This is a genomic window from Shimia sp. (assembly GCF_041624275.1).
Classification (GTDB): domain Bacteria; phylum Pseudomonadota; class Alphaproteobacteria; order Rhodobacterales; family Rhodobacteraceae; genus Shimia.
This window is the reverse complement of record NZ_JBFJVE010000006.1, coordinates 12,267-35,966: the sequence shown is the minus strand read 5'-3', so window position 1 is coordinate 35,966 and position 23,700 is coordinate 12,267. Positions and strand designations below refer to the sequence as shown.

The following is a 23,700-nucleotide window of genomic DNA, read 5'->3' as shown; positions in this document are numbered from 1 at the left end:
TCGAGCCCGCAGATCTGGGGCGAGCAGACCGACGTGCCGGAATCGGCCGACTGGTACAATTCCGGCTTCCTGATCCTCTGGGGCTCCAACGTCCCGCAGACCCGGACCCCGGACGCGCATTTCTACACCGAGGCACGCTATCGCGGCACCAAATCCGCCGTCGTCTGTCCGGACTATTCCGAAGCCTCGAAATTCGGCGACATCTGGCTGGCCCCGAAACAGGGTACCGACGCCGCGCTGGCGATGGCCATGGGCCATGTCATCCTGCGCGAGTACCACCTCGACCGCCAGGTACCCTATTTCGAAGACTACAACCGCCGCCTGACCGACATGCCGCTTCTGGTGCGGCTTGACGAGAAGGACGGCCGCCTGGTGCCGGGCCGTCAGCTGCGCGCCGACGATTTCGACGGCAAGCTGGGCCAGAAGAACAACCCCGAATGGAAGACCATCGGTCTTGACGACAAGACCGGCGAGCCGGTCGTGCCGAACGGGTCGGTCGGTTTCCGCTGGGGCGAAGAGGGCGAGTGGAACCTCGAGCAGAAAGTCGGCGGCAAGGACGTCGAACTGCGCATGTCGCTGCTGCTGGAAGAGCATCACGACGACGTGGTCGGGGTCGACTTCCCCTATTTCGGCGGCGAGGCATCGGAGCATTTCACCAAGTGCGAACACCCCGATGTGCTGACCCGCAACGTGCCGGTCAAGAAGGTCAAACTGGCCGACGGCAAAGAGGCCCTGGTGGCCACCGTCTACGACCTGTTCTGCGCCAACTACAGCCTTGACCGCGGTCTCGGCGGCGACTGGGTTGCCAGCGATTATGACGCCGACGTGCCCTTCACCCCGGCCTGGGCCGAGAAGATCACCGGCGTGCCGCGCGATCAGATCATCACCGTGGCGCGTGAATTCGCGACCAACGCCGAGAAGACCAACGGCAAGTCCATGGTCATCATCGGCGCGGCGATGAACCACTGGTACCACATGGACATGAACTACCGTGGCATCATCAACATGCTGGTGATGTGCGGTTGTATCGGTCAGTCGGGCGGTGGCTGGAGCCACTACGTGGGTCAGGAGAAACTGCGCCCGCAAACCGGCTGGCAGCCGCTGGCCTTCGCGCTCGACTGGGCCCGTCCGCCGCGTCACATGAACTCGACCTCGGCCTGGTACGCGCATTCCGACCAATGGCGCTATGAGACCCTTCAGTCCGAGGAAATCGTGTCGCCGACCGCGCCCGATGGCGACTGGAAGGATGCCAGCCTGATCGACTTCAACATCCGTGCCGAGCGCATGGGATGGCTGCCGTCGGCCCCGTCGCTGCGCACCAACCCGCTGGAAGTGGCCAAGGCCGCCAAGGCCGCCGGCAAGGACATCGCGCCCTTCGTCGCCGAGCAGCTGACCTCGGGTGCGCTGGAAATGTCCTGCGAGGATCCGGACGCACCGGAAAACTGGCCCCGCAACCTCTATGTGTGGCGCTCGAACATCCTTGGTTCCTCGGGCAAGGGCCACGAGTACTTCCTCAAGCACCTCTTGGGCACCGACAACGGCGTCATGGGCAAGGATCTTGGCGAAGAGGGCCGTCAGAAGCCGATCGAGGCGGTCTGGCACGACGAGGCGCCGGAGGGCAAGCTGGACCTGCTGGTCACGCTCGACTTCCGCATGTCGACCACCGCCGTCTATTCGGACATCGTGCTGCCGACCGCGTCGTGGTACGAAAAGGACGACATGAACACCTCGGACATGCACCCGTTCATCCACCCGCTGCAGGCGGCGGTTGATCCGGCGTATGAATCCAAGTCGGACTGGGAGATCTTCAAGTCGATCGCCAAGAAACTGTCGGAAATCGTTCCCGGCTATCTCGGCGAAGAGACCGACATCGTTTCGCTGCCCACCCTGCACGACACCCCGGGCGAGATCGCCCAGGATCAGGTGAAGGACTGGAAAAAAGGCGAATGCGAGCTGATCCCGGGCAAGACCGGCCCGAACTTCATCGCGGTCGAGCGGGATTATCCCAACCTCTACAAACGCTTCACCTCGCTTGGTCCGCTCATGGACAAGGTGGGCAACGGTGGCAAGGGCATCGCCTGGAACACCGAGGTCGAGGTCAGCAACCTCAAGGCGCTGAACGGCGTCGTCACCGAGGAAGGCCCGACCAAGGGTCTGGCCAAGATCGAAACCGCCATCGACGCCGCCGAGGTCATCCTCATGCTGGCGCCGGAAACCAATGGCGAGGTCGCGGTCAAGGCATGGGATGCCCTGTCGCAGAAGACCGGTCTTGATCACACCCATCTGGCGAAGCCCAAGCAAGAGGAAAAAATCCGCTTCCGCGACATCGCCGCGCAGCCGCGCAAGATCATCTCGTCGCCGACCTGGTCGGGTCTCGAGGATGAACACGTCTGCTACAACGCGGGCTATACCAACGTTCATGAACTGATCCCGTGGCGTACCCTGTCGGGCCGTCAGCAGCTCTATCAGGATCACCTGTGGATGCGCGCCTTTGGCGAGGGCTTCTGCACCTGGCGTCCGCCGGTCGACCTGAAGACGATCACCGCCGCCGTGCATGATCCGAAAGAGCCGCATGTGGTGTTGAACTTCATCACGCCCCACCAGAAATGGGGTATCCACTCGACCTATTCGGACAACCTGCTGATGCTGACGCTGAACCGTGGTGGTCCGGTGGTCTGGATCAGTGAAGTCGATGCGAAGAAAGCCGGCATTGAGGACAACGACTGGATCGAAGCCTTCAACGTCAACGGTGCTCTGACCGCGCGTGCCGTGGTCTCGCAGCGGGTCAAGGAGGGCATGACGCTGATGTATCACGCCCAGGAGAAGATCGTGAACACGCCCGGCTCTGAAAAGACCGGCAAACGCGGCGGTATTCACAACTCGGTCACCCGTACCGTGCTGAAACCGACCCACATGATCGGCTCTTACGCCCAGCAGAGCTATGGCTTCAACTACTACGGAACGGTTGGCTCCAACCGCGACGAGTTCGTGGTCATTCGCAAGATGAAAAATGTCGATTGGCTTGATCGCCCGGCAAAAGTGGAGGCAGCAGAATGAAAGTCCGCGCCCAAATCGGAATGGTGCTGAACCTCGATAAATGTATCGGGTGCCACACCTGCTCAGTAACCTGCAAGAACGTCTGGACCAGCCGTGACGGTGTCGAATACGCCTGGTTCAACAACGTCGAAACCAAGCCCGGCGTCGGCTATCCCAAGGACTGGGAGAACCAGAAGCGCTGGAACGGCGGCTGGGAGCGGACCAAGTCCGGCAAGATCCAGCCCAAGCAGGGCGCCAAATGGCGTATCCTGGCCAATATCTTCGCCAACCCCGATCTGCCCGAGATCGACGACTTCTACGAGCCGTTCGATTTCGACTACGATCACCTGAAGTCGGCCCCGGAAATGGAGGCGTTCCCCACGGCGCGCCCCCGTTCCAAGATCACCGGCCAGCGCATGGAGAAGATCGAATGGGGTCCGAACTGGGAAGAAATTCTCGGTGGCGAATTCTCCAAGCGTAGCCAGGACTACAACTTCGAAGGCGTTCAGAAAGAGATGTACGGCGAGTACGAGAATACATTCATGATGTATTTGCCGCGTCTTTGCGAACACTGTCTCAACCCGGCGTGCTCGGCGTCGTGCCCCTCGGGCGCGATCTACAAGCGCGAAGAAGACGGTATCGTGCTGATCGACCAGGAAAAATGCCGCGGCTGGCGCATGTGCGTGTCGGGCTGTCCCTACAAGAAGATCTATTACAACTGGGAAAGCGGCAAATCCGAGAAATGCACCTTCTGCTATCCGCGTATCGAAAGCGGCCTGCCGACGGTCTGTTCGGAAACCTGCGTCGGACGCATCCGTTACCTGGGTGTGATGCTCTATGACGCCGACAAGATCGAAGAGGCGGCCTCGGTGGCCGGTGAAACCGATCTTTATGATGCGCAGTTGGGCCTGTTCCTGGATCCGAACGATCCCGAAGTGCAGGCAGCCGCCGCCGAAGCCGGCGTTCCGGCTGACTGGATCGAATCGGCGAAAACCTCGCCGGTGTGGAAAATGGCGATGGACTGGAAGATTGCCTTCCCGCTGCATCCCGAATACCGCACCCTGCCGATGGTCTGGTACATCCCGCCGCTGTCGCCGATCCAGAACGCTGCCGAAGCCGGAAAGATCGCCGTCAAGGACGATATGCCCGACGTTCACAGCCTGCGGATCCCGGTGCGCTACCTTGCCAACATGCTGACTGCCGGCGACGAGGCCCCCGTGGTCACCGCGCTGGAGCGGATGCTGGCAATGCGTGGCTACATGCGCTCGAAAACCGTCGATGGTGTGGTTGACGAGGCGATCGCCTCGCGGGTCGGCCTGACCCCGCTCGAGATCGAGGACATGTACAAGATCATGTCGCTGGCCGATTACGAGGACCGTTTCGTGGTGCCGACGACGCACCGCGAGCACACCGAAGACGCGCTTGATCTGCGCGGCGGCTGCGGCTTCACCGACACCAATGGCTGCTCGACCGGCTCCAGCGGTGGCAAGCTGTTCGGTTCGCGCAAGATCGTGATCCCCGAGGAGGCGACCAAATGAGCCGCAGCTTCAAAGCCCTTTCGGCGCTGCTGTGCTATCCCAGCGTCGAACTGAAGGAAGCTGCCGGGGCGATCGGCGAAGTCCTGCGACAGGAGAACATCCTGTCGCCGGCCTCGGTCAGCGCCATCCAGCCGCTTCTTGACGATCTCGAGACCATGGACATCTACGAGCTTCAGGAACGCTATGTGATCCTGTTCGATCGCTCGCGGACCCTGTCGCTCAACCTGTTCGAACACGTTCACGGCGAAGGCCGTGAACGGGGCAGCGCGATGGTCGACCTTCTGGAAACCTATCGGGCGGGCGGCTATGACCTGACCTCGACCGAACTGCCGGATCACCTGCCGATCCTGCTGGAATTCCTCTCGACCCGTCCGCTGGACGAGGCCAAGGAGATCCTGCAGGACGCGGGCCATATCATCGCCGCGCTTGCCGAACGCCTGAACCGGCGCGAAAGCATCTATGCCGCGGTCATGGCGGGTCTGGCCGAGTTCGCCGAGATCTCCCAATCCGCAGAGATGGTGCAGGAGCTTCTGAGCGTGGCCGACGACGATCCCGAGGATCTACAGGCGCTGGACGACATCTGGGAAGAGGCCGAAGTGACCTTCGGACCCGATCCCAATGCCGGATGTCCGGTGAGCCAGGACATCATGGCCAAGATGGACCCCACCCCCCAATTCACGCAGCCAGGCCCACGCCCAGCTGTTGCCCACAAATAGGAGGCAACCATGCATCAGTTTCTTTACGGAACCCTTCCTTATATCGCGATCACGATCATGTTCCTGGGTGCGGTGGTGCGCTATGAGCGTGATCCCTACACCTGGAAATCCAGCTCGTCGCAGCTTTTGCGTCGCAAGCAGCTGATGTGGGGCTCGGTGCTGTTCCACTTCGGCGTTCTGGTGATTTTCCTCGGCCACTTCTTCGGCCTGTTGCTGCCGGTCGAGCTCTATGACGCGCTGGGCGTCGGTCACAGCCTGAAACAGGGCCTCGCGGCCGTTGGCGGCGGCATCGCCGGTCTGGCGGCGCTGGTCGGCGCGCTGATGCTGGCGCATCGCCGTTTTGCCGATCCGCGGGTGCGGGCGACCTCGAGCTTCGCCGACAACGCGATCATCGTGATCCTGGCGATCCAGCTGGCGCTCGGCCTGTTGACCGTGCCGCTCAGCCTGGCGCATATGGACGGTCACGAGATGGTCAAGCTGATGGCCTGGGCCAACGGCATCGTGACCTTCGACTCGGCCGCAGCCAGCCACATCGCCGATGCCGCGCTGGTGTTCAAGCTGCACATCTTCCTGGGTCTGGTGATCTTCATCCTGGTGCCGTTCACCCGCCTGGTGCACATCGCCTCGGCGCCGGTGCGCTACCTGTGGCGTCCCGGCTATCAGGTTGTGCGGTCGCGCAAGGGCAAGAAGGCCTGAGCCGATGAAAGGTACACCACTTTTCCCAGATGTGGTTGTCAACGGTAAGACAATCCCCTCGGCAGATATTGCTGCCGAGGCCCAAAACCACGAAGCCCCCAAGACCAAACCCGGACTGGCCTGGAAGGCCGCCGCCCGGGCCCTGGTGGTCAAGGAGCTTCTGCTCAGCGGCGCCAATGAAGCCGGTATCGAGGCGGCCCCCGAACTGCGTGGTCCGGGCAAGCGCGAAACCGCGGACGAGGCGCTGATCCGGGCCTTTCTCGAACGCGAGATGCAGCTCGAGCCGATCACCGAGGCCGCATGTCGGGAGGTCTATGAAAGCCGCCCCGAGGGTGCCAAGGAAGCGGCTTATGACGATGTGGTGCGCGACATCCATGATTGGCTGGAGCGCAAGGAATGGGCCCGCGCGGCCCAGGCCTTTGTTGCCGATCTGGTGGAGAAAGCCGAGATCACCGGCGTCGACATGACCCCGTCGGCGGCCGAAAAAGAGATGCTCCAGCAGGCTGGATGATCTCTGATCTGAAAACAGGCAAGCCCGGCGCGCCCCTTTGCGGTGCGCCGGGCTTGCACCTTTCGGGGCAAGGCGGCACTGTCGCGGCATGAATGACACGTCCCATCCCGCGCGTTTCCGCCTGCGACTGGTGTTCGGACCCGAAGACTGGATGGGGCCGGGCAAGGCGGAGCTTCTCGAACATATCGCGGCCACCGGCTCGATCTCGGCCGCCGGCCGGGCAATGGGCATGAGCTACAAGCGCGCCTGGCAGCTGGTCGAGACCATGAACGGCATGTTTCGCGACCCGTTGGTGCAAAGTTCGCGCGGCGGCGCCAGGGGCGGCGGCGCGGTGGTGACAGAGACCGGGCAGGCGGTGCTGGCCGAGTTCCGGGCGCTGGAAGAGAAGGCCCGGAGCGCAGGGGCCGAGCACATTGAAAAGCTTCAGCAAATGCTGATCGATATTCCCGATGGGAAATAACGCTTGCCGGGGCGGGGAGGGCAGCGTTATATCCGTTGGGATATTTCGCTTTCGAGGGCGGCCATGATCCGGCAATTGCTGAAATCCTGCGCGCGCACCGGCTGTTTGCTGGCGCTGCTGCTGCTGCCGTTCGGGGCCTTTGCCGACACGCTCACGGTCTTTGCCGCCGCCAGCCTGAAAACCGCGCTGGACACCATCGGCGCCGATTTCACCGAGGCCACCGGCCATCGGCTGCGCATCTCCTATGCCGGCTCTTCGGCGCTGGCGCGCCAGATCCAGCTTGGTGCCCCGGCTGATGTGTTTGTCTCGGCCAATATCGCCTGGATGGACCTGCTTGCCGCTGACGGGCTTCTGGCCGACGACAGCCGCTTTGATCTGGCCTCCAACGCATTGGTGGTGATTGCACCCCGCGCGGCGCCCCGGCCCCAGCCCCTGTCCCTGACAGAGCCCGGTGCCTTTGCCGCGCGGCTGGGCGACGGGCCGCTGGCCATGGCCATGGTGCGCGCCGTGCCGGCCGGGATCTATGGCAAAGAGGCGCTGGGCCATATTGGGCTGTGGCCCGAGATCGCCCACCGCGTTGCCCAGACCGACAACGTGCGCGCCGCGCTGGCGCTGGTGGCCGCCGGCGAGGCGCCGCTGGGCATCGTCTATCACTCGGACGCCTTGGCCGAGGAAACGGTTGTCGTGGTCGCGGAAATCCCGCCCGACAGCCATGCGCCGATCACCTATCCCGCCGCTGCCGTGGCAGAGGGCAACAGGGCGCTCGCTGCGCAGTTCCTCGACTTTCTGAAAACCCCAGCCGCCCGGAAAATCCTGACGGATCAGGGCTTTCTACGGGTGATGCCCGATGATTGACTGGCTTGGCCCCGAGGAATGGCAGGCGGTGGCGCTGTCGCTCAAGGTGTCGTTCTGGGCGACGCTGCTGGCCCTGCCGCTGGGGCTGCTGGTCGCCTATGCGCTGGCGCGCTGGCGCTTTCCGGGCAAGCAGGTGCTCAACGGCATCGTGCATCTGCCATTGATCCTGCCGCCGGTTGTCACCGGCTATCTGTTGTTGATGACCTTCGGAACACGCGGCCCGATTGGCAGTCTTTTGCAGGAACTCGGCATCGTCTTTGCCTTCCGCTGGAGCGGCGCTGCGCTGGCCGCCGGGGTGATGGCCTTTCCGCTGATGGTGCGTGCCATGCGCCTGTCGCTCGAGGCGGTCGACGGGCGGCTGGAACAGGCCGCCGCGACACTGGGCGCCTCGCGGCTCTGGGTCTTCGTCACCGTGACCCTGCCGCTGATCCTGCCCGGCATCCTCACCGGCACGGTGCTGGCCTTTGCCAAGGCGATGGGCGAGTTCGGCGCCACCATCACCTTTGTCTCCAACATTCCCGGCCAGACCCAGACCCTGCCCTCGGCGATCTACGGCTTTCTTCAGGTGCCCGGCGGCGAGGCCTCGGCGCTGCGGCTGGTGCTGGTCTCGGTCGCCGTCGCGATGTCGGCGCTGGTGCTCTCCGAGGTTCTGGCGCGGCGGCTGGCGCGGCGCCTGGGGGGGGAATGATGCTTTCGCTGGCCATTCAGCACAGGTTCGAAGGCTTCGACCTTGACGTGGAATTCACCGCGCCGCCGGGGCTGACGGTGCTGTTCGGCCCCTCGGGCTCGGGCAAGACGGCGGTCATCAACGCCGTCGCCGGGCTGCTGCGCCCCGCGGCCGAGCGCATAGCCGTCAACGGCACGGTGCTGAGCGACAGCGCCGCCGGGCTCTGGCTGCCGCCGCATCGCCGCCGCCTGGGCTATGTGTTTCAGGACAGCCGCCTGTTTCCGCATCTCACCGTGCGCCAGAACCTGCGCTATGGCCAGCGGTTCGCGCCGCGCAACGCGCCGCGCGAAGACCTGTCGCGGGTGGTCGAGATGCTCGGCATCGCTGCCCTGCTCGAGCGGCGACCGGCGCGGCTCTCGGGCGGCGAAAAACAACGCGTCGCCATTGGCCGCGCGCTTCTGGCGAGCCCGCGGCTGATCCTTGCCGATGAACCCCTGGCGGCGCTCGACGGGGCGCGCAAGTCCGAGATCCTGCCCTATTTCGAGCGGCTGCGCGACGAGAGCGGGATTCCGGTGCTTTATGTCACCCATTCCCCGGCCGAGGTGGCGCGGCTGGCGACCACCGTGGTGGCGCTCGAGGCGGGGCGGGTGGCGCGTCAGGGCCCGGCGGTGGAGGTGCTGGGCGATCCGATGTTCACCCCCTCGGGGGTGCGCGCCGTCGGGGCGGTGATCGAGGCCCGGGTTGCGGCGCATCACGACGACGGGCTCAGCGAATTGCGGGCCGGCGCGGCGCGGCTCTACCTGCCGCGCGTGGCGCAGGACATTGGTGCGGCGCTGCGGGTTCGCATCGCGGCGCAGGACGTGATGCTGTCGTTGCAGGAACCCAGCGGCGTCTCGGCGCTGAACATCCTCAAGGGGCGTATCGACCGGGTGCGCGCAGGCGAGGGGCCCGGCGCCATCGTGTCGCTGGACACCGAGGCCGGGCGGGTGCTGGCCCGGGTGACGCGGCGCTCGGTCGCGGCCATGGGGCTGGCGCCGGGGCTCGAGCTTTACGGCGTGGTCAAGACGGTGTCGATCGCGCCGCAGGACGCGGGTGGTTAACGCTTGCGGATCAGGTAGATGTCCATGATCCAGCCATGCTCTTCGCGTGCCTTGGCGCGGGTCTCGACGATGGTCTCGCCGATCTCGTACAATGGCCCCGAAAGCAGGATCTGGTCGGGCATGCCGACATAGGCGCCCCACCAGATGTCATAATCCCGCGCCTCGAGGCTCTGGAACGAGGTCTCGCCGTCGAGCATCACCGCGACCGTGTCGACGCCCTCGGGCCAGCCATGCTCGCGCAGCCTGCGCCCGGTGGTGATCATCACCGGCGCCCCAAGCCCGTTCAGCGGAATCGCATGGGCGGCGGTCAGCATCTGCAGGCTGGTGATGCCGGGGACCACCTTGACCGCGATGTCGAATTCCTGCGCCAAGAGCCGGTCGGCAATGCGCAGCGTGCTGTCATAGAGCGAGGGATCGCCCCAGACCATCAGCGCCACATGGCCGTCCTCGGGCGCATGTTCGGTCATCAGCCGGCCCCAGATCGCCGCCAGCGCATTGTGCCAGGTGTTGACCCCGTCAAGGTATTTCGGCGTCGAAGCGTCGCGCACCGGATAGTCGAACTCGACGATCCGGGGGCCGGGTTTCAGGATGTCGCGGGCAATCATCCGGCGCAGGTCGGCGAGCTCGGTCTTGGCTTCGCCCTTGCGCGGCAAGAGGATCACATCGGCGTTTTCCAGCACCCGGATGGCCTGAAGCGTGAGGTGCTCGGGGTTGCCGGAGCCGATGCCGACAAGGGAGAGCTGGATCATTTGAGGCCTCCGGCGGGAGTATTTGGTGCAAGATGAAGCGCGGCGGTGTCGGGGGGGGGGGCGGTGTCGGGGCGGCGGGGTTACGGGCTTTCGGCCAGTTCGCCGAACAGGATGATGCCGGGGGCGGCAGAGATGTCTTCCGACAGCTGCCTGGCCAGGGCTTCCATGGTGGTGCGTTGCAGGGTCTGTTCGGGGTGGCTGACATTCTCGGCCAGCAGCGCCGGGCAGTCGCGGCGCAGCCCGGTTTCGAACAGTTTTTCGGCCAGCGCCGGAAAGGTGCGCTTGGGCATGAACAGCACCGTGGTGGCGCCGGGGTCGGCCAGCGATTGCAGGTGCAGATCGCCGGGCAGGGCGCCGGCCACGTCATGGCCGGTGACAAACTGCACCCGGCGCGCCACCAGGCGGCGAGTCAGCGGGATCCGGGCGGCGGCGGCGGCGGCGCAGGCCGAGGTCACGCCGGGGATCACCTCGAAGTCGATGCCGGCCTCGCCGAGGGCGGTGATTTCCTCTTCGAGGCGGCCGAAGATGCCGGCGTCGCCGGATTTCAGCCGCACCACCCGGGCGCCGGTCTTGGCGTAATCCACCAACAGGCGGCTGACGTGGTCCTGTTTCGGCGAGGGGCGGCCGGCGCGTTTGCCGACCCCGACGAGGTCGGCATCGGGCCCGGCATGTTCCAGGATCGGCCCCGAGGACAGGTCGTCGAAGAGGATGGCGTCGGCCTTTTTCAGCCGGTCGACTGCCTTCAGGGTCAGGAGCTCGGGATCACCCGGCCCCGAGCTGACGAAACTGACAAAACCGCTCATGTGCTGGCCTCTGCTATCATGTGGAAGAAGGTGCCCGTGGTGTGATCGCGCACCGAGCCGGTCTCGGGAACCGGGTTGCCATCGGCGTCGGCGACCTGCGCCAGCGGCGCGTCGGGCTCTTCGAGGATGGTGGAATAGTGGAACTCGTGGCCGCGCAGGCGGGCGCCGGCGTCGAAACCCGGCATCGGCGCCAGCAGCGTGGCCTGCCGGTAGCCGAGGTGGAACTTGCGTTTCTCGTAGGAGGTGACGAGGCCCAGAAGCCCGGCCATCCGGTGGCGGGTGCCGTCCTTGTCGATCAGCGCCTGCCCGAGCGCCATGTAGCCGCCGCATTCGCCATGCACCGGCCTGGTCCTTGCATGGTTGCGCAGGCCCTCGAGATAGGTCGCGGCCGCCGCCAGACGCCCGGCATGCAGCTCGGGGTAGCCGCCCGGCAGCCAGACCAGATCGGCGCTGGGGTCGGGGGCCTGATCGGCCAGCGGCGAAAACGGCAGGATCTCGGCGCCGGCATCGCGCCAGCCGGTCAGAAGATGCGGATAGGTGAAGCTGAAGGCGGCGTCGCGCGCCAGGGCGATGCGCTGCGCCGGGGGCGGGGGCAGCGGGCCGTCGGCGGCGGCGCCGGCCTTTGCGGCCGACTTGAGCGCCGCGAGGTCGACGTGATCGCGCAGGAATTTCGCATAGCCGCTGATCGCCGCTTCGAGATCGGGGTGTTCCACCGCCTGGATCAGGCCCAGATGCCGCTCGGGCAGGGCAAGGTCGCCGCGGCGCGGCAAGACACCCAGCACCTTGACGCCGGCGTGCTCCATGCCGAGGCGGGCGAGCCTTTCGTGACGCGGCGAGGCGCAGCGGTTGAGGATCACCCCGGCAAATGGCAGATCCGGATTGTACTGGCGGAACCCCAGCGCGGTGGCGGCGGCCGATTGCGCCTGGCCGCCCACATCGATCACCAGCACCACCGGCCAGCCCATCTTCAGCGCCGTTTCCGCCGAAGAGCCAAAGCCGCTTTCGCCGCGCGTGGCGACCCCGTCGAACAGGCCCATCGAGCCTTCGGCGACGATGATGTCGGCGCCCGCCGACTGCCGCGAGATGCCGCCGATCAGCGCCTCGGGCATGGCCCAGCTGTCGATATTGAACGAGGGCCGCCGCGCGGCGGCCATGTGGAAGGCCGGGTCGATGTAATCGGGGCCAGATTTATAGGGCTGCACCGCCAGCCCGTCCTCGGCCAGGGCGCGCAGCAGGCCCAGCATCACCGTGGTCTTGCCGGTGCCCGAGGAGGGGGCCGAGATCAGCAGGCCGGGGGCTGGGGTCATCACGTCATGTCCTCTTGCAAAGGGTATTTGCAAAGGCCTGCACTGCAAGTCTCAGTCATCGCCGTGGCTCCAGCTCGACCAGGGGCTGTCGGCGCTCTGCGGCCGGTAGCGGCGGTCGTATTCGCTGGCATAGAGGCAGCTTTCGTCAAAGCCGGTCCCGGCCAGCGCCGGCCCCACAAGGATCAGCGCGGTGCGGGTGATGTTCTCGGTCACATCACGCTTCAGGGCCGCCAGCGTGCTGCGGATCACCTGCTGGTCGGGCCAGCTGGCGCGGTAGACCACCGCCACCGGGCAATCGCCGCCATAGGCCGGGGTGAGATCGGCGACCACCGCGTCGAGATTGCCGATCGACAGGTGGATCGCCAGGGTCGCGCCGGTGGCGGCGAAATTGGTCAGGCTTTCGCCCTCGGGCATGCTGGATGCGCGCCCCGGGGTGCGGGTCAGCACCACCGATTGCGCCAGGCCCGGCAGGGTCAGCTCGGTCTGCAGCGCCGCCGCCGCAGCGGCAAAGCTGGGCACGCCGGGGGTGACCGAAACCGCGATGCCCTCGGCGCGCAGGCGGCGGATCTGCTCGCCCATTGCCGACCACACCGAGAGATCGCCGGAATGCAGCCGCGCCACGTCCTGTCCCGCCGCCTCGGCCGCCTTGCATTCGGCGATGATCGCGTCGAGATCGAGCGGCGCGGTGTTGACGATGCGGGCGCCCTCGGGGCAATGCGACAAGAGCGCCTCGGGCACCAGCGAGCCGGCATAGAGGCAGACCTTGCAGGCCGCGATCAGGTCGCGCCCGCGCAGGGTGATGAGGTCGGCGGCGCCGGGGCCGGCACCGATGAAATGCACGGTCATCTGCCATGTCCTTTTGCAATGGCACAGGTCGCCATCCGGTCGGGCGAAACCATCCTGTGCGTGACCAGTTCGGCTTGTGGCCCAGCTGCGGCCAGAGCGCAAGCCTCGGCCACGCTTCCGGTGCCGCGATGGGTCTGGCTGACCTCGGATCGGGTCAGGGTTTCGGCGTTTTCAAGCGCGGTTGCGGCGATTGTGATCACCGGCAGGGCCAATTCCTTGGCAAGGGCGCGGAACGCCTGTGCCTGTGCCTTGTCTTCCGGGGTTGCCAGGGCATCGACATCGGCGACCCCTGTGGCCTGAAAGGCGGCCTGCAACGAGGCTTTGGTGGCCGCGCCGCGAAATCCGAAACCGGCGACGATCACCTGACCACGCTCCACTGCACGATGGGATAGGCCGATTTCCAGCCGCGCTTGCGCCCCAGCGGCTTGGACTGCGCCAGTTCGATGCGCAGCATCTCGCCGCCCTTGTCGGCCTGCCAATTGGCCAGCAGCACCTCGGCCTCGAGCGTCACCGCATTGGCCACCAGCCGCGCGCCCTCGGGCATCGCCTGCCAGACCACCTCCAGCATTTCGGCGCTGATGCCGCCGCCGATGAACACCGCGTCGGGCGCGCGCAGCCCGTCCAGCGCATCGGGCGCGGCCCCGGTGACCACGTTCAATCGCGGCACTCCAAGGTCTGCCGCATTGGCGCGAATACGTGTCGCGCGCTCGGGGTTGATTTCGACCGTGCTGGCGCTGTTCTCGGGATGGGCCCAGAGCCACTCGATGGCGATCGAGCCCGAGCCGCCGCCGATGTCCCAGAGGTGTTCGCCGGGCCGTGGCGCCAGCGCCGAGAGGGTCAGCGCGCGCACCGGGCGTTTGGTGATCTGGCCGTCATTGTCGAAAAGAGCGTCGGGCCGCCCCGAGGCCAGCGGGATCACGGGCCCATCGCCGGCGACGTCGATGCCGACCGAGACCGGATGCGCGATGTCTTCGGGGAGGGGGTCACAGGCGGCAAAGCTGCGCCGTCTTTCGCGCGGTCCGCCGAGGGCCTCGAGCACGTGCAGCCGGCTCGCGCCGAAGCCCGCCCCCTGAAGCCAAGCCGCCAGGTCGCGCAGCGCCGCGCCGTCGCGCAGGGTCGCCAGCAGGCGGGCGCTGTCGAAGAGATGCGGGCGCAATTGTGCAAAGGGCGCCGCGTGCAGGCCGAAACAGGGGGTCTTTTCCAAGGGCCAACCCAGAGCCGCCGCCGCCAGCGACATGGTCGAAGGGGCGGGCAGGGCACGCCATTCGGCGGGCGCGAGATGGCGCGCCATCACCGCGCCGGCACCGAACCAGAAGGGGTCGCCCGAGGCCAGCATCACCACCCGCCGGCCACGATGCGACAGCAGCGCCGGGATACCCTCGGCAAAGGGCACCGGCCAGGTCACGGTCTCGGCGGTGAGATCCGGCAGCAGCGCCAGATGCCGGGCCGCGCCGAAGACGATTTCCGCCTCTTTCAGCGCCGCGTGGCTTGCGGGCGGCAGCCCATCCGGTCCATCTTCGCCGAGACCGACGATGGTCAGCCACGGCCCGCCCGGCGGGCCCTGCAACGGAGTTTCAGACATGCAGGCCAACCTCCTTGTTCTTGGCGGCACCACCGAGGCCAGCGCCCTGGCGCGGGCCCTGGCGACGCGCGGGGTCAGGGCGACGTTTTCCTATGCCGGGCGCGTCGAGACCCCGCGCCCGCAGCCGATCCCGCACCGGGTCGGAGGGTTCGGAGGGGTCGCGGGGCTGGCCCGCTATCTGGTCGAGCATAACATCAGCCATGTGGTGGATGCCACGCACCCTTTTGCCGCGCAGATGAGCTGGAACGCGCATCACGCCTGCCGCGATACCGGCGTGCCTCTGGTGGCGCTGACCCGGCCACCCTGGAAGGCCGCAGAGGGTGATGACTGGTGCCATGTGCCGGATGTCGAGGCTGCCGTGGCGGCTTTGGAGGGAGAGCCGAAAACCGTCATGCTGGCCTTGGGGCGCCTGCATATGGAGGCTTTTGCCGCCCAGCCCCAGCATCATTATGTGCTGCGTCTGGTCGATGCGCCGAAAACCCCGCCGGCGTTGCCGAGGTATCAGGTGGTGGTGGCGCGCGGCCCCTTCAATGTTGCCGATGACACGGCGCTGTTCCGGGCCCATGGCGTGGAACTGGTGGTCTGCAAGAATGCCGGCGGCGCCGGCGCCGAGGCCAAGCTGCACGCCGCGCGCGACCTTGGCTTGCCGGTGGTGATGATCGACCGGCCGCAACTGCCGCAACGTGATATTGCCGAGAGCGTCGCGGCGGTGTTCGACTGGCTGGATCAGCATTGACGCAGGTTTACGCCCGGCCCCGGGGGGCGGGTGCAGGCGCGAACCGGATCGCAGGCGATCCGGTCTCATCTATTGATCCACCGAGCGCGGCGTGTAGACCAGCGGTGCGCCGTCGCGGGCGATGATCCGGGTCCGGGACGAGCCCAGCAGCACCACGGTGCGCATGTCGGCCATGTCCTCGGTGACCTGGCTCAGCGGCACGATGCGGATGCTCTGGTCGGGGCGCGACACGTTGCGGGCAAAGATCATCGGCCGATCGTCGCCGCAGGCCTCCTGCAGCGCCTTCACCGCCTTGCCGAAGCCCTCGGGGCGCGATTTGGAGCGCGGGTTGTAGAAAGCCATGGCGAAATCGGCCTCGGCCGCCAGACGCAGGCGCTTTTCGATCAGCGCCCAGGGTTTCATGTTGTCGGAAAGGTTGATGGCGCAGAAATCATGGCCCAGCGGCGCGCCGCAGGCCGCCGCCGCCGCCAGCATCGCGGTGATGCCGGGCAGCACGCGAATGTCGAGGTCACGCCAGGCCGCATCGCCATGCTCCACCGCCTCGAGCACGGCCGCCGCCATGGCAAACACCCCCGGATCGCCCGAAGACACCACCACCACGCGCCGGCCTTGGCTGGCCATCTCCAGCGCATGGCGCGAGCGGTCGATCTCGACCCGGTTGTCGCTGGCATGCAGGGTCAGCCCGTCGCGCGGCGCAATGCGCGCCACATAGGGGATATAGCCGACCACATCCGTGGCCTCGGCCAGAACGCCATCGACCTCGGGGGTGACCAGCGCGTCGTCGCCGGGCCCGAGACCGACAATGGCAAGCCAGCCGCTCATGGCCGCCGCCCCTGGCCATGGACCACGATGATCGAGAAATAGGGCGTCACCTTGTCGGTCATTTCCGACAGTCTGGTGACGCTCTGGTTGGGCATGGTGGCGAACTGCACGATCCAGGCGTCGTCGTATTTGCCGGCCACCTTCAGCGCCCGCACCACCTTGTCGAAATTGCGCCCGATCTTCATCACCACCAGCGCGTCGGTGTCGTCCATGTGGCGCACGAGATCCTTTTCCTCGAGCGTGCCCATCAGCACCGTCAGCACATCATCGCCCCAGGTGATCGGCGCGCCGGTGGCGGTCCAGGCGCCGCTCATGCCGGTGATCGCCGGCAGCACCTCGACATCGACCAGATGGTTGAGGCGGGTGTAGAGATGCATGAACGAGCCGTAAAAGAACGGATCGCCCTCGCAGAGCACCACCACATCCTCGCCCGCCTCGGCCAGCGAGCGCAGATGATGCGAGACCTCGGCATAGAAGGCCGAGAGCAATTCGTTGTAGCGCGGGTCGGTGACCGGAATTTCCGTGGTCACCGGGTATTCCATCGGGAACTCGACCGCGCCCTCGGGCAGCAGCCCGTCGACCATCTTGCGCGCCTGCCCGGTGCGGCCCTTCTTGCGGAAATAGGCCACATGTCTGGCGCCGGTCAGCAGGCGGTGCGCCTTGACGGTCATCAGGTCGGGATCGCCGGGTCCGAGGCCCAGCCCGTAAATCTTGCCGATGCTCATGGGGCTCATTCCTTGCGGCTGGCGATGGCGTTGATGGCGGCGACGGTCATCGCCGAACCGCCGAGGCGTCCCTCGACGATCATGCAGGGCACCGGCTGATCGGCCCAGAGCGCATCCTTGCTTTCGCGCGCGCCGACAAAGCCGACCGGGCAGCCGATGATCGCCGCCGGGCGCGGGCAGTCGGGGTCTTCCAGCATGTTCAGCAAGTGAAACAAAGCAGTGGGTGCGTTGCCGATGGCGACGATGGAGCCGCCAAGGCGGTCGCGCCAATGTTCCAGCGCCGCCGCCGAGCGGGTGTTGCCGATTTCGGCCGCCAGCGCGTGGATGCCCTCGGCGTGCAGGGTGCAGATCACCTCGTTGTCGGCGGGCAGGCGCGGGCGGGTCACCCCTTCGGAGACCATGCGCGCATCGCAGAAGATCGGCGCGCCCGCTTCCATGGCGGCGCGGGCGGCGGCGACCATGCCGGGGGTGAATTTCACATGTTTTTCCAGCCCGACCATGCCGGCGGCATGGATCATGCGCACCACGACCTGCTCTTCGTCCTTGTCAAAGGTGGCCAGTTCGGCCTCGCGCCGGATGGTGGCAAAGCTCTCGTCATAGATCGCCTGGCCATTCTTTTCGTATTCATACGGCATCAACAGTCTCCGATGCGGTCGGTAAGTGTGTCGGGGGCAAGCCCGCTCAGTTGCGGCTCGTCCCATGGAAGCCCGTTGCGGACAAGATCAAAAGCGCCGTTTCGCCCCACCAAAGTGGTGCGGCATTTGCGGGGATGCGCGCAGCCCTTGGCGCAGCCCGAGACATGCAGCGGGCCGGAAATGCGCCGGGCCAGCTTTCGCGCCAGATCGCGCGTGTCGACGCTGGCAGCCGTGCAGTAGGGCGCGCCGGGACAGGCGTTGATCTGCAGCAGCGGGTCATCGGCGTCGGTGATGAAGTCGCAGGATGTCACCGGCGCGGCCTTTTCCAGCAGAAACAGCCGCCAGGGCGTGACCCGGATCGCCTTGGCGCCGCTATCCTGCAGAAGTTGGCGCATGGCGCGGGCCTCGATCTGGCCAAAGGCGGCGCCATAGATGTGATGTGCGCCCGCCGCGCCCGGCACCAGACCTTTTGCCTGGGTCGCCGGCGCGGTGCTGGTCCAATCCGCCGGCAGCGTGGCTTTGGTCAGGTGCAACGCCATCCGGCGGCTGGCGGTGCCGCCGGTTTGCACAAACCATTCTGCCATCTCCAGAGCCGCCTGCACGGCGGTGTCCCGGCTCACGGGGCGCCCCAAAGCGGCGCCATCCGCGCGCAGGATCAAGCCGCTGCTTGCATCTCGTTCGAAGCGGAAATCGGCGGAATTGCCCTGCAGCATCGGTGCCGGTCCGGCATCCACCGCAAAGCCCATCTTGGCAGGCAGCGCAGGCAGGTCGGGCAGGCGCCGCACCAGCTGCTCGGCGATCGCAGAACTGTCGTCTCCGGCCTGCCACAGCGGCGTCATCAGGATATTGCGGCGGCCTTCCAGCTCGGGGTCATCCTGCAAAAGCTCCAGCGCCGCCAGTTCCTGCAACAGCGCCTCGTGATCCTTTTCGTCCACGCCCCGGATCTGCAGATTCGCCCGGCTGGTGAGGTCGATCAGCCCCGAGCCGAAGCGCGTCGCCAGATCGCAGAGGCCCAGCATCTGGCTGCGCTCGAGCCGCGCCATCATGGGGCGCACCCGCACCACCAGCCCGTCGCCCGACATCATCGGACGGTGGGCACCGGGGCACCAGCCCTTGGCCTCGGGGCGGCTCATGACAGGCGCTCCAGATCGGACAGGATCGAATTGCGGCGCGTGGTCCAGAGGCCGGCCTCGTAAAGCGCGGCGAAACGCGCCCGCATGGCGGCCAGCGCCTGCGGGTTCTCGGCCTCGAGAAAGGCCAGAATGTCCTCATCGCCCAAGGTCGCGTCGTGATAGGCATCAAACAGCTGCGGCGGTACCGCGCCCGCAAGATGGGCGAACTGCGCCATGTGATCCAGCGTCGCGGCAATCTCGGCGCCGCCCCGGAACCCGTGCCGCATCATTCCCGCCAGCCAGTCGGGATTGGTGGCGCGGGCATGCACCACGCGGGCGATCTCTTCGCCAAGGCTGCGCGCGCGCGGGGTTTCGGGGTTGGTGTTGTCGACGTGGTAAAGCGCTGCCGCCTTGCCGCCCGTCATCTTCTGCGCGGCGGCAAACCCCGCCTCATGCGCGGCATAGTCGCTGGCCAGCAACAGGTCGGTCTCGGGCAGGTCCTGAAGATGCACGAAACTGTCGGCCTCAAAGACCCGCGCCGCGATGCCCTCGGCGTCGCGCCGGGGCGTGTCGCCATCCAGCGCAAACGAAGACGCCGCGAGCCAGGCCCGGCCTGCCGCCGCGCGCCCTTCGTCGCTGTAATCTTCAAGGCTGTGGCCCATGCCCAGCCCATAGCTGCCCGGCGCGGGGCCATAGACGCGCGGTGCGCTCACGCGGCCCACAAAAGGGTTCCAATCCGCCGCCTCGTCGCGCGTCGCCAGCGCCTTGATGGCCTGGGTGTAAAGCGCCGACAGGGTCGGGAACACGTCGCGGAACAGGCCCGAGACCCGCAGGGTGACGTCGATGCGGGGGCGCTCGAGCATGGCGATGGGCAGGATCTCGACGCCCGACACCCGCTCGCTGCCCTCGTCCCAGACCGGCTTGGCCCCCAGCAGATGCAGCGCCATGGCAAATTCCTCGCCGGCGGTGCGCATGGTCGCCGATCCCCAGAGGTCGACGATCAGGTTTTTCGGATAGTCACCTTCGTCCTGCAAATGCCTGCGCACCAGTTCCTCGGCCAGTTTCACCCCCTGCGCATAGGCGGCGCGCGAGGGCACCGAACGGGGATCGGTGGTGAAGAGGTTGCGCCCCGTGGGCAAGACGTCCTTGCGTCCGCGATAGGGCGAGCCCGAGGGGCCGGCCTCGATCCGCTGACCCGCCAGCGCGGCGATCAGGGCGTCGCGTTCGGCCTGCGCCGAAGGGGCGGCGTCAAAGCTGCCCGCCACTTCGGGCACGCGGCCGAAGACATGCAGCCCGTCGCCGAACTGGCTTTCCTTGATGTCGCAGACGAAAGTGTCGATGCGGGTGATGGTTTCGGCCAGCGAGGTGGCTTCGGCCAGTCCCAGCTCTTCGGCCAGCCCCAGCGCCTGTGCCTCGTCGCCGATGTCGGCTTGCAGCCGGTCGCGGCGCTTGGGGTCGAGCCCGTCGGCATTGGAGAACTCGTCGAGCAGGCTTTCCAGCCGCGCAAATCGCTGCGGCGTGGCGCTGGCCTTCAGGGGCGGCGGCACATGGCCGAGGGTCAGCGCGCCGATGCGCCGTTTGGCCTGCGCCGCTTCGCCGGGGTCGTTGACGATGAAAGGGTAGATCAGCGGCAGGTCGCCGATCAGCGCCTCGGGCCAGCAGCTGTCGGACAGGGCCACCGATTTGCCCGGCAGCCACTCGAGCGTGCCATGGGCGCCGACATGCACCAAGGCATGGGCGGCAAAGCCCTGACGCAGCCAGAGATAGAAGGCGACATAGGCGTGGCGCGGGGTGCGGGTAAGGTCGTGGTATTCGTCGTCGCGCGCCTCGGGCGTGCCGCGTTCGGGTTGCAGGGCGACCAGCGCATTGCCGCGCTTGGTGGCGGCAAAGTGAAAGGCGCCATCGCGGCAGGCCGGGTCGCTCTCGGGGGCGCCCCAGGCCTTGGTCAGATCGCTCCGCAGGGCGCCGGGCAGGGTGGCCAGCGCGGCCTGGTAGTTGTCCAAAGACCACTCGATGGTTTCGGAAAGCAACGCTTGGGACAAGTCGCCCCGGACCGGCAGGTCCGGATCGCAGCCGACCCGCCCCTCGGGACGGGCGCGATCCTCGGTTTTGTATCCGGCGCCCGCCATGTCCTCCAGCATCGCTTCGACGCTGGCCAGCGGGTCGAGGCCGACGGCATGGGCCATGTTCCAGTCGCGCCCCGGATAGGTCGAGAGCACCAGGGCCACGCGCTTGTCGGCCGGTGCGGTCGCGGCCAGCCGCAGCCAGCCATCGACATGGTCGACGATGGCGGCGATGCGTTCGCCGCGCGGGCAATGCGCGGTGCGGGCAAATTCCAGCGCCGCATCGCGCGCGCCGCTTTCCTTGAACGAGGCCACCCCGGCGAACAGCCGCCCGTCGACCTCGGGCAGCACCACATGCATCGCCAAATCCGCCGGCGACAGCCCGCGTTCGGCCTCGGCCCAGGCCTGTTCGCTGCTGGTCGCCAGCGCCACCTGGAACACCGGCACCCCGGTGGCATCAAGCGGTGATACGCCGTCCTTGCCCTTGCCGGAAAAGGCCGTGGCATTGACCACCGCCGCCGGTTGCAGCGCGCGCAGGGTCTCGGCGACGAAGGCATGAGCGCCGGGGGCCTTCAGCGAGGGCGCAAACAGCCCGATGACGTCATAGCCGCGGGCGCGGAACGCCGTGAACAGCGCCTCGATGGGGGCCGTGTCCGCCGCCGTCAGATAGGCGCGGTAAAAGCTGAGCGCGATCAGAGGCCGGGCCGGGTCGCGCAGGTCTGCACCCGCGCAGACGCCGGTTTCCGGTGTCCATGCACCGAAGTCGGGCAGGGTCTTTTTGCCCGGCACCGGCCGCGCATAGAGCCCCGCCGCCAGCGCCAGCTGCGCCAGCGCCGCCTGCGCCGCGATGGCGCCGCCGGTGTCGCACAGATGGGTCAGCTGATGCAGGGTCGAGACCGGCAGGGTCGAGACCGCGTCGAGCCGCGCGTCCGGGCGCCCGTCGGCGGGCAGCACCGCCAGCGCGATGCCGCGTTCGCGGCACAGGCTCTCGATCTGCGAAATACCATAGGGCCAATAGGAGATGCCGCCGATCAGCCGGATCAGGATCGCCCGCGCGCCGACCAGCGTCTGCTCGATATAGGTGTCGACCGACAGCGGGTGTTTCAGCGCCGCGATATTGGCCAGCCGCAGGCTCGGCAGGTCGTCCCGGCCGCGATGCCAGCCTGCCGCGAAAGCCCCGAGGTCGGAATCCGAAAAGGACAACACCACCAGATCCGCCGGGCTCTGGCCCAGATCGGTGGGGGTGTCGGTCTCTTCCAACCCATGGCTTTCGCGAAACAGGACGTGCATTGCTGATTAGTCGACCAGCGCGGCGCGGATCGCTTCCTCGTTTACGTCATCATGTTCGGCAATCACGACCAGCCGGCCCCGGCGGCCCTCTTCGGGCTTCCACGGGCGGTCGAACTGGTGCCGCACCCGGGCGCCCACGGCCTGCACCAGCAGCCGCATCGGCTTGCCCGCGACGGCGGCATAGCCCTTGACCCGCAGGATGTTCTGGCTCTTGGCCAAGGCCTCGATCCGCGCCGCCAGTTCGGCCGGGTCGCTTTGCTCGGGCAGGTCGATGACGACGCTTTCGAAATCATCGTGTTCGTGGTCGTCATGGCCGTCGTGATGGCTGGGGCGGTTGTCCATGTCGTCTTCGGCGGCCGCCTCGAGCCCGAGGATCACCCGGGGATCAACCACGCCTTCGGCCACTTCCACCACCGGCAGCGCGCGCGGCGCCTCGGCGAGCACGATCTCCTTGGCCCTGGCGACGCCTTCGGGGCCGGCCAGATCGGGCTTGGTCAGCAGCACGATATCGGCGCAGGAGACCTGATCGGCGAAGACCTCGGACAGCGGTGTTTCATGGTCGAGGCTGTCATCGGCCTCGCGCTGGGCGTCGACGGCGGCGACATTGGCGGCAAAGCGGCCATCGGCCACGGCCTCGGCGTCGGCCAGGGCGATCACCCCGTCGACGGTGATCTTCGAGCGGATGTCCGGCCAGTCAAAGGCCTTCAGCAGCGGTTTCGGCAGCGCCAGCCCCGAGGTTTCGATGACGATATGCTCGGGGCGCGGCTCAAGCGCCATCAAGGCCTCGATGGTGGGGATGAAATCATCGGCCACGGTGCAGCAGATGCAGCCGTTGGCCAGTTCCATGATGTTCTCTTCGGGGCAATCGGGGATGGCGCAGGATTTCAGGATTTCGCCATCGACGCCGACATCGCCGAATTCATTGACCACCACGGCCAGCCGCTTGCCCTGCGGGTTCTGCATCAGGTTGCGGATCAGCGTGGTCTTGCCCGAGCCGAGAAAGCCGGTGATGACGGTGACGGGGAGTTTTTCGAGGCTGCTCATTCGGGGATCTCCAGAGGGGGAATGCGGGCGATACAGTTCTTGCGGAAGTGCACCGAACGCTCGCGCCAGGGCACCAGGCCATCTTGGGTGGCGGCATAGCGGGTCACCCCGTCCTGCACCAGTTCGGCGTCTTCGGGGCCGGTGAAATTGCCGTAGACATAGGTCCAGCGGGCGTCGCCGCCGCGCAGGGTGATCGAACAGCCGTGGTCGCAATTGGAAAAGCACTCGACCGGTGTCACTGTCACATTGGCCGGCAGCTCCGCGCCTTGCAGCGCGTCGAACAGCTGCGCGCCGGGGCGCGGGCCCTCGACGTCGGTCGGCTGCCCGGCGCGGCAGGTGGTGCAGATCAGCAGTTCGACAGGCGCATTTGCGTCAGTCATGATTTCTCGCCCTTTGCGGGACAGGGA

23 protein-coding genes are annotated in these 23,700 nt (G+C 66.8%); 10 read left to right on the top strand and 13 right to left on the bottom strand.

Annotation, left to right across the window (positions count from 1 at the left end; translation table 11 throughout):
- The 9 genes from ABZD10_RS01225 to modC all read left to right on the top strand — a co-directional run.
- Window positions 1–3,057, top strand: a 3,057-nt coding sequence (locus tag ABZD10_RS01225; protein WP_372884281.1) for a nitrate reductase subunit alpha, incomplete at its 5' end; no start/stop codon positions are given.
- Window positions 3,054–4,574, top strand: a complete 1,521-nt coding sequence (gene narH / locus ABZD10_RS01220; protein ID WP_372884280.1) for a nitrate reductase subunit beta — start codon at window positions 3,054–3,056, stop codon at window positions 4,572–4,574. The genes ABZD10_RS01225 and narH, both read left to right, overlap by 4 nt.
- A complete protein-coding gene (gene narJ / locus ABZD10_RS01215) occupies window positions 4,571–5,290 on the top strand; it encodes a nitrate reductase molybdenum cofactor assembly chaperone (RefSeq protein ID WP_372884279.1) in 720 nt (239 codons plus the stop codon). Before narH ends, narJ begins: the two co-directional genes overlap by 4 nt.
- Before the next feature lie 9 nt (window positions 5,291–5,299).
- Window positions 5,300–5,986 (top strand): respiratory nitrate reductase subunit gamma, encoded by a 687-nt coding sequence (gene narI, locus ABZD10_RS01210; protein WP_372884278.1) that lies wholly within the window; start codon window positions 5,300–5,302, stop codon window positions 5,984–5,986.
- A gap of 4 nt (window positions 5,987–5,990) precedes the next feature.
- Window positions 5,991–6,497: a hypothetical protein gene (locus ABZD10_RS01205; protein WP_372884277.1), complete on the top strand. Its 507-nt coding sequence runs from the start codon at window positions 5,991–5,993 to the stop codon at window positions 6,495–6,497.
- Window positions 6,498–6,585: 88 nt separating this feature from the next.
- Window positions 6,586–6,957 carry a winged helix-turn-helix domain-containing protein gene (locus tag ABZD10_RS01200; protein WP_372884276.1) on the top strand — a complete coding sequence of 124 codons (372 nt, stop codon included), beginning with the start codon at window positions 6,586–6,588 and terminating at the stop codon, window positions 6,955–6,957.
- A 63-nt stretch (window positions 6,958–7,020) separates the two neighbouring features.
- On the top strand, window positions 7,021–7,812 hold the full coding sequence (gene modA, locus ABZD10_RS01195) for a molybdate ABC transporter substrate-binding protein (RefSeq protein ID WP_372884275.1): 792 nt from the start codon (window positions 7,021–7,023) through the stop codon (window positions 7,810–7,812).
- Window positions 7,805–8,500: a molybdate ABC transporter permease subunit gene (modB, locus tag ABZD10_RS01190; protein ID WP_372884274.1), complete on the top strand. Its 696-nt coding sequence runs from the start codon at window positions 7,805–7,807 to the stop codon at window positions 8,498–8,500. Before modA ends, modB begins: the two co-directional genes overlap by 8 nt.
- Window positions 8,497–9,579, top strand: coding sequence for a molybdenum ABC transporter ATP-binding protein (gene modC / locus ABZD10_RS01185; RefSeq protein WP_372884273.1), 1,083 nt, complete (start codon window positions 8,497–8,499; stop codon window positions 9,577–9,579). The genes modB and modC overlap by 4 nt, the downstream gene beginning before the upstream one ends.
- Here the strand turns inward: modC and cobF are convergent.
- From cobF to cbiE, 6 genes are all read right to left on the bottom strand, one after another.
- A complete protein-coding gene (gene cobF / locus ABZD10_RS01180; RefSeq protein ID WP_372884272.1) occupies window positions 9,576–10,328 on the bottom strand; it encodes a precorrin-6A synthase (deacetylating) in 753 nt (250 codons plus the stop codon). The two genes, modC and cobF, sit on opposite strands and share 4 nt — an antisense overlap.
- 80 nt (window positions 10,329–10,408) lie before the next feature.
- Complete coding sequence (gene cobA, locus ABZD10_RS01175; protein WP_372884271.1) at window positions 10,409–11,131, bottom strand: uroporphyrinogen-III C-methyltransferase; 723 nt, start codon at window positions 11,129–11,131, stop codon at window positions 10,409–10,411.
- The gene (locus tag ABZD10_RS01170; RefSeq protein WP_372884270.1) at window positions 11,128–12,438 is read right to left on the bottom strand and encodes a cobyrinate a,c-diamide synthase; all 1,311 of its coding nucleotides are present in this window, start codon (window positions 12,436–12,438) and stop codon (window positions 11,128–11,130) included. The genes cobA and ABZD10_RS01170 overlap by 4 nt, the downstream gene beginning before the upstream one ends.
- A 51-nt stretch (window positions 12,439–12,489) precedes the next feature.
- Window positions 12,490–13,284 (bottom strand): precorrin-4 C(11)-methyltransferase, encoded by a 795-nt coding sequence (gene cobM / locus ABZD10_RS01165; RefSeq protein ID WP_372884269.1) that lies wholly within the window; start codon window positions 13,282–13,284, stop codon window positions 12,490–12,492.
- Window positions 13,281–13,646 (bottom strand): cobalamin biosynthesis protein, encoded by a 366-nt coding sequence (locus ABZD10_RS01160; RefSeq protein ID WP_372884268.1) that lies wholly within the window; start codon window positions 13,644–13,646, stop codon window positions 13,281–13,283. The genes cobM and ABZD10_RS01160 overlap by 4 nt, the downstream gene beginning before the upstream one ends.
- Window positions 13,643–14,866 carry a precorrin-6y C5,15-methyltransferase (decarboxylating) subunit CbiE gene (gene cbiE / locus ABZD10_RS01155; RefSeq protein WP_372884267.1) on the bottom strand — a complete coding sequence of 408 codons (1,224 nt, stop codon included), beginning with the start codon at window positions 14,864–14,866 and terminating at the stop codon, window positions 13,643–13,645. The genes ABZD10_RS01160 and cbiE overlap by 4 nt, the downstream gene beginning before the upstream one ends.
- Here cbiE and ABZD10_RS01150 point away from each other — a divergent pair.
- Window positions 14,865–15,602: a cobalt-precorrin-6A reductase gene (locus tag ABZD10_RS01150; protein ID WP_372884266.1), complete on the top strand. Its 738-nt coding sequence runs from the start codon at window positions 14,865–14,867 to the stop codon at window positions 15,600–15,602. The two genes, cbiE and ABZD10_RS01150, sit on opposite strands and share 2 nt — an antisense overlap.
- Window positions 15,603–15,671: 69 nt before the next feature.
- On the opposite strand, the gene cobJ is transcribed toward ABZD10_RS01150, so the two are convergent.
- Genes cobJ through ABZD10_RS01115 form a run of 7 tightly spaced genes read right to left on the bottom strand, consistent with a single transcriptional unit; the run spans window position 15,672 to window position 23,673 of the window.
- Window positions 15,672–16,424, bottom strand: a complete 753-nt coding sequence (cobJ, locus tag ABZD10_RS01145; protein WP_372884265.1) for a precorrin-3B C(17)-methyltransferase — start codon at window positions 16,422–16,424, stop codon at window positions 15,672–15,674.
- Window positions 16,421–17,149 carry a precorrin-2 C(20)-methyltransferase gene (locus ABZD10_RS01140; protein WP_372884264.1) on the bottom strand — a complete coding sequence of 243 codons (729 nt, stop codon included), beginning with the start codon at window positions 17,147–17,149 and terminating at the stop codon, window positions 16,421–16,423. The genes cobJ and ABZD10_RS01140 overlap by 4 nt, the downstream gene beginning before the upstream one ends.
- 5 nt (window positions 17,150–17,154) lie before the next feature.
- Window positions 17,155–17,784: a precorrin-8X methylmutase gene (locus tag ABZD10_RS01135; protein WP_372884263.1), complete on the bottom strand. Its 630-nt coding sequence runs from the start codon at window positions 17,782–17,784 to the stop codon at window positions 17,155–17,157.
- On the bottom strand, window positions 17,784–18,917 hold the full coding sequence (gene cobG / locus ABZD10_RS01130) for a precorrin-3B synthase (protein ID WP_372884262.1): 1,134 nt from the start codon (window positions 18,915–18,917) through the stop codon (window positions 17,784–17,786). The genes ABZD10_RS01135 and cobG overlap by 1 nt, the downstream gene beginning before the upstream one ends.
- Window positions 18,914–22,249, bottom strand: coding sequence for a cobaltochelatase subunit CobN (gene cobN / locus ABZD10_RS01125; RefSeq protein ID WP_372884261.1), 3,336 nt, complete (start codon window positions 22,247–22,249; stop codon window positions 18,914–18,916). The genes cobG and cobN overlap by 4 nt, the downstream gene beginning before the upstream one ends.
- A gap of 6 nt (window positions 22,250–22,255) precedes the next feature.
- Window positions 22,256–23,293, bottom strand: a complete 1,038-nt coding sequence (gene cobW / locus ABZD10_RS01120) for a cobalamin biosynthesis protein CobW (protein ID WP_372884260.1) — start codon at window positions 23,291–23,293, stop codon at window positions 22,256–22,258.
- Complete coding sequence (locus ABZD10_RS01115; RefSeq protein ID WP_372884259.1) at window positions 23,290–23,673, bottom strand: DUF1636 family protein; 384 nt, start codon at window positions 23,671–23,673, stop codon at window positions 23,290–23,292. The genes cobW and ABZD10_RS01115 overlap by 4 nt, the downstream gene beginning before the upstream one ends.
- Window positions 23,674–23,700: the final 27 nt, after the last annotated feature.

What these genes read in the sequence shown, in the direction of transcription:
- modB (WP_372884274.1), top strand. Translation starts at nt 7,805, where the DNA reads ATGATTGACTGGCTTGGCCCCGAGGAATGGCAGGCGGTGGCGCTGTCG.
- ABZD10_RS01205 (WP_372884277.1), top strand. Translation starts at nt 5,991, where the DNA reads ATGAAAGGTACACCACTTTTCCCAGATGTGGTTGTCAACGGTAAGACA.
- modA (WP_372884275.1), top strand. Translation starts at nt 7,021, where the DNA reads ATGATCCGGCAATTGCTGAAATCCTGCGCGCGCACCGGCTGTTTGCTG.
- cobN (WP_372884261.1), bottom strand. Translation starts at nt 22,249, where the DNA reads ATGCACGTCCTGTTTCGCGAAAGCCATGGGTTGGAAGAGACCGACACC.
- cobG (WP_372884262.1), bottom strand. Translation starts at nt 18,917, where the DNA reads ATGAGCCGCCCCGAGGCCAAGGGCTGGTGCCCCGGTGCCCACCGTCCG.
- cbiE (WP_372884267.1), bottom strand. Translation starts at nt 14,866, where the DNA reads ATGTCTGAAACTCCGTTGCAGGGCCCGCCGGGCGGGCCGTGGCTGACC.
- ABZD10_RS01140 (WP_372884264.1), bottom strand. Translation starts at nt 17,149, where the DNA reads ATGAGCATCGGCAAGATTTACGGGCTGGGCCTCGGACCCGGCGATCCC.
- narI (WP_372884278.1), top strand. Translation starts at nt 5,300, where the DNA reads ATGCATCAGTTTCTTTACGGAACCCTTCCTTATATCGCGATCACGATC.
- cobM (WP_372884269.1), bottom strand. Translation starts at nt 13,284, where the DNA reads ATGACCGTGCATTTCATCGGTGCCGGCCCCGGCGCCGCCGACCTCATC.
- ABZD10_RS01150 (WP_372884266.1), top strand. Translation starts at nt 14,865, where the DNA reads ATGCAGGCCAACCTCCTTGTTCTTGGCGGCACCACCGAGGCCAGCGCC.
- narH (WP_372884280.1), top strand. Translation starts at nt 3,054, where the DNA reads ATGAAAGTCCGCGCCCAAATCGGAATGGTGCTGAACCTCGATAAATGT.
- cobW (WP_372884260.1), bottom strand. Translation starts at nt 23,293, where the DNA reads ATGAGCAGCCTCGAAAAACTCCCCGTCACCGTCATCACCGGCTTTCTC.
- ABZD10_RS01135 (WP_372884263.1), bottom strand. Translation starts at nt 17,784, where the DNA reads ATGCCGTATGAATACGAAAAGAATGGCCAGGCGATCTATGACGAGAGC.
- cobF (WP_372884272.1), bottom strand. Translation starts at nt 10,328, where the DNA reads ATGATCCAGCTCTCCCTTGTCGGCATCGGCTCCGGCAACCCCGAGCAC.
- cobJ (WP_372884265.1), bottom strand. Translation starts at nt 16,424, where the DNA reads ATGAGCGGCTGGCTTGCCATTGTCGGTCTCGGGCCCGGCGACGACGCG.
- ABZD10_RS01170 (WP_372884270.1), bottom strand. Translation starts at nt 12,438, where the DNA reads ATGACCCCAGCCCCCGGCCTGCTGATCTCGGCCCCCTCCTCGGGCACC.
- ABZD10_RS01200 (WP_372884276.1), top strand. Translation starts at nt 6,586, where the DNA reads ATGAATGACACGTCCCATCCCGCGCGTTTCCGCCTGCGACTGGTGTTC.
- modC (WP_372884273.1), top strand. Translation starts at nt 8,497, where the DNA reads ATGATGCTTTCGCTGGCCATTCAGCACAGGTTCGAAGGCTTCGACCTT.
- cobA (WP_372884271.1), bottom strand. Translation starts at nt 11,131, where the DNA reads ATGAGCGGTTTTGTCAGTTTCGTCAGCTCGGGGCCGGGTGATCCCGAG.
- ABZD10_RS01115 (WP_372884259.1), bottom strand. Translation starts at nt 23,673, where the DNA reads ATGACTGACGCAAATGCGCCTGTCGAACTGCTGATCTGCACCACCTGC.
- narJ (WP_372884279.1), top strand. Translation starts at nt 4,571, where the DNA reads ATGAGCCGCAGCTTCAAAGCCCTTTCGGCGCTGCTGTGCTATCCCAGC.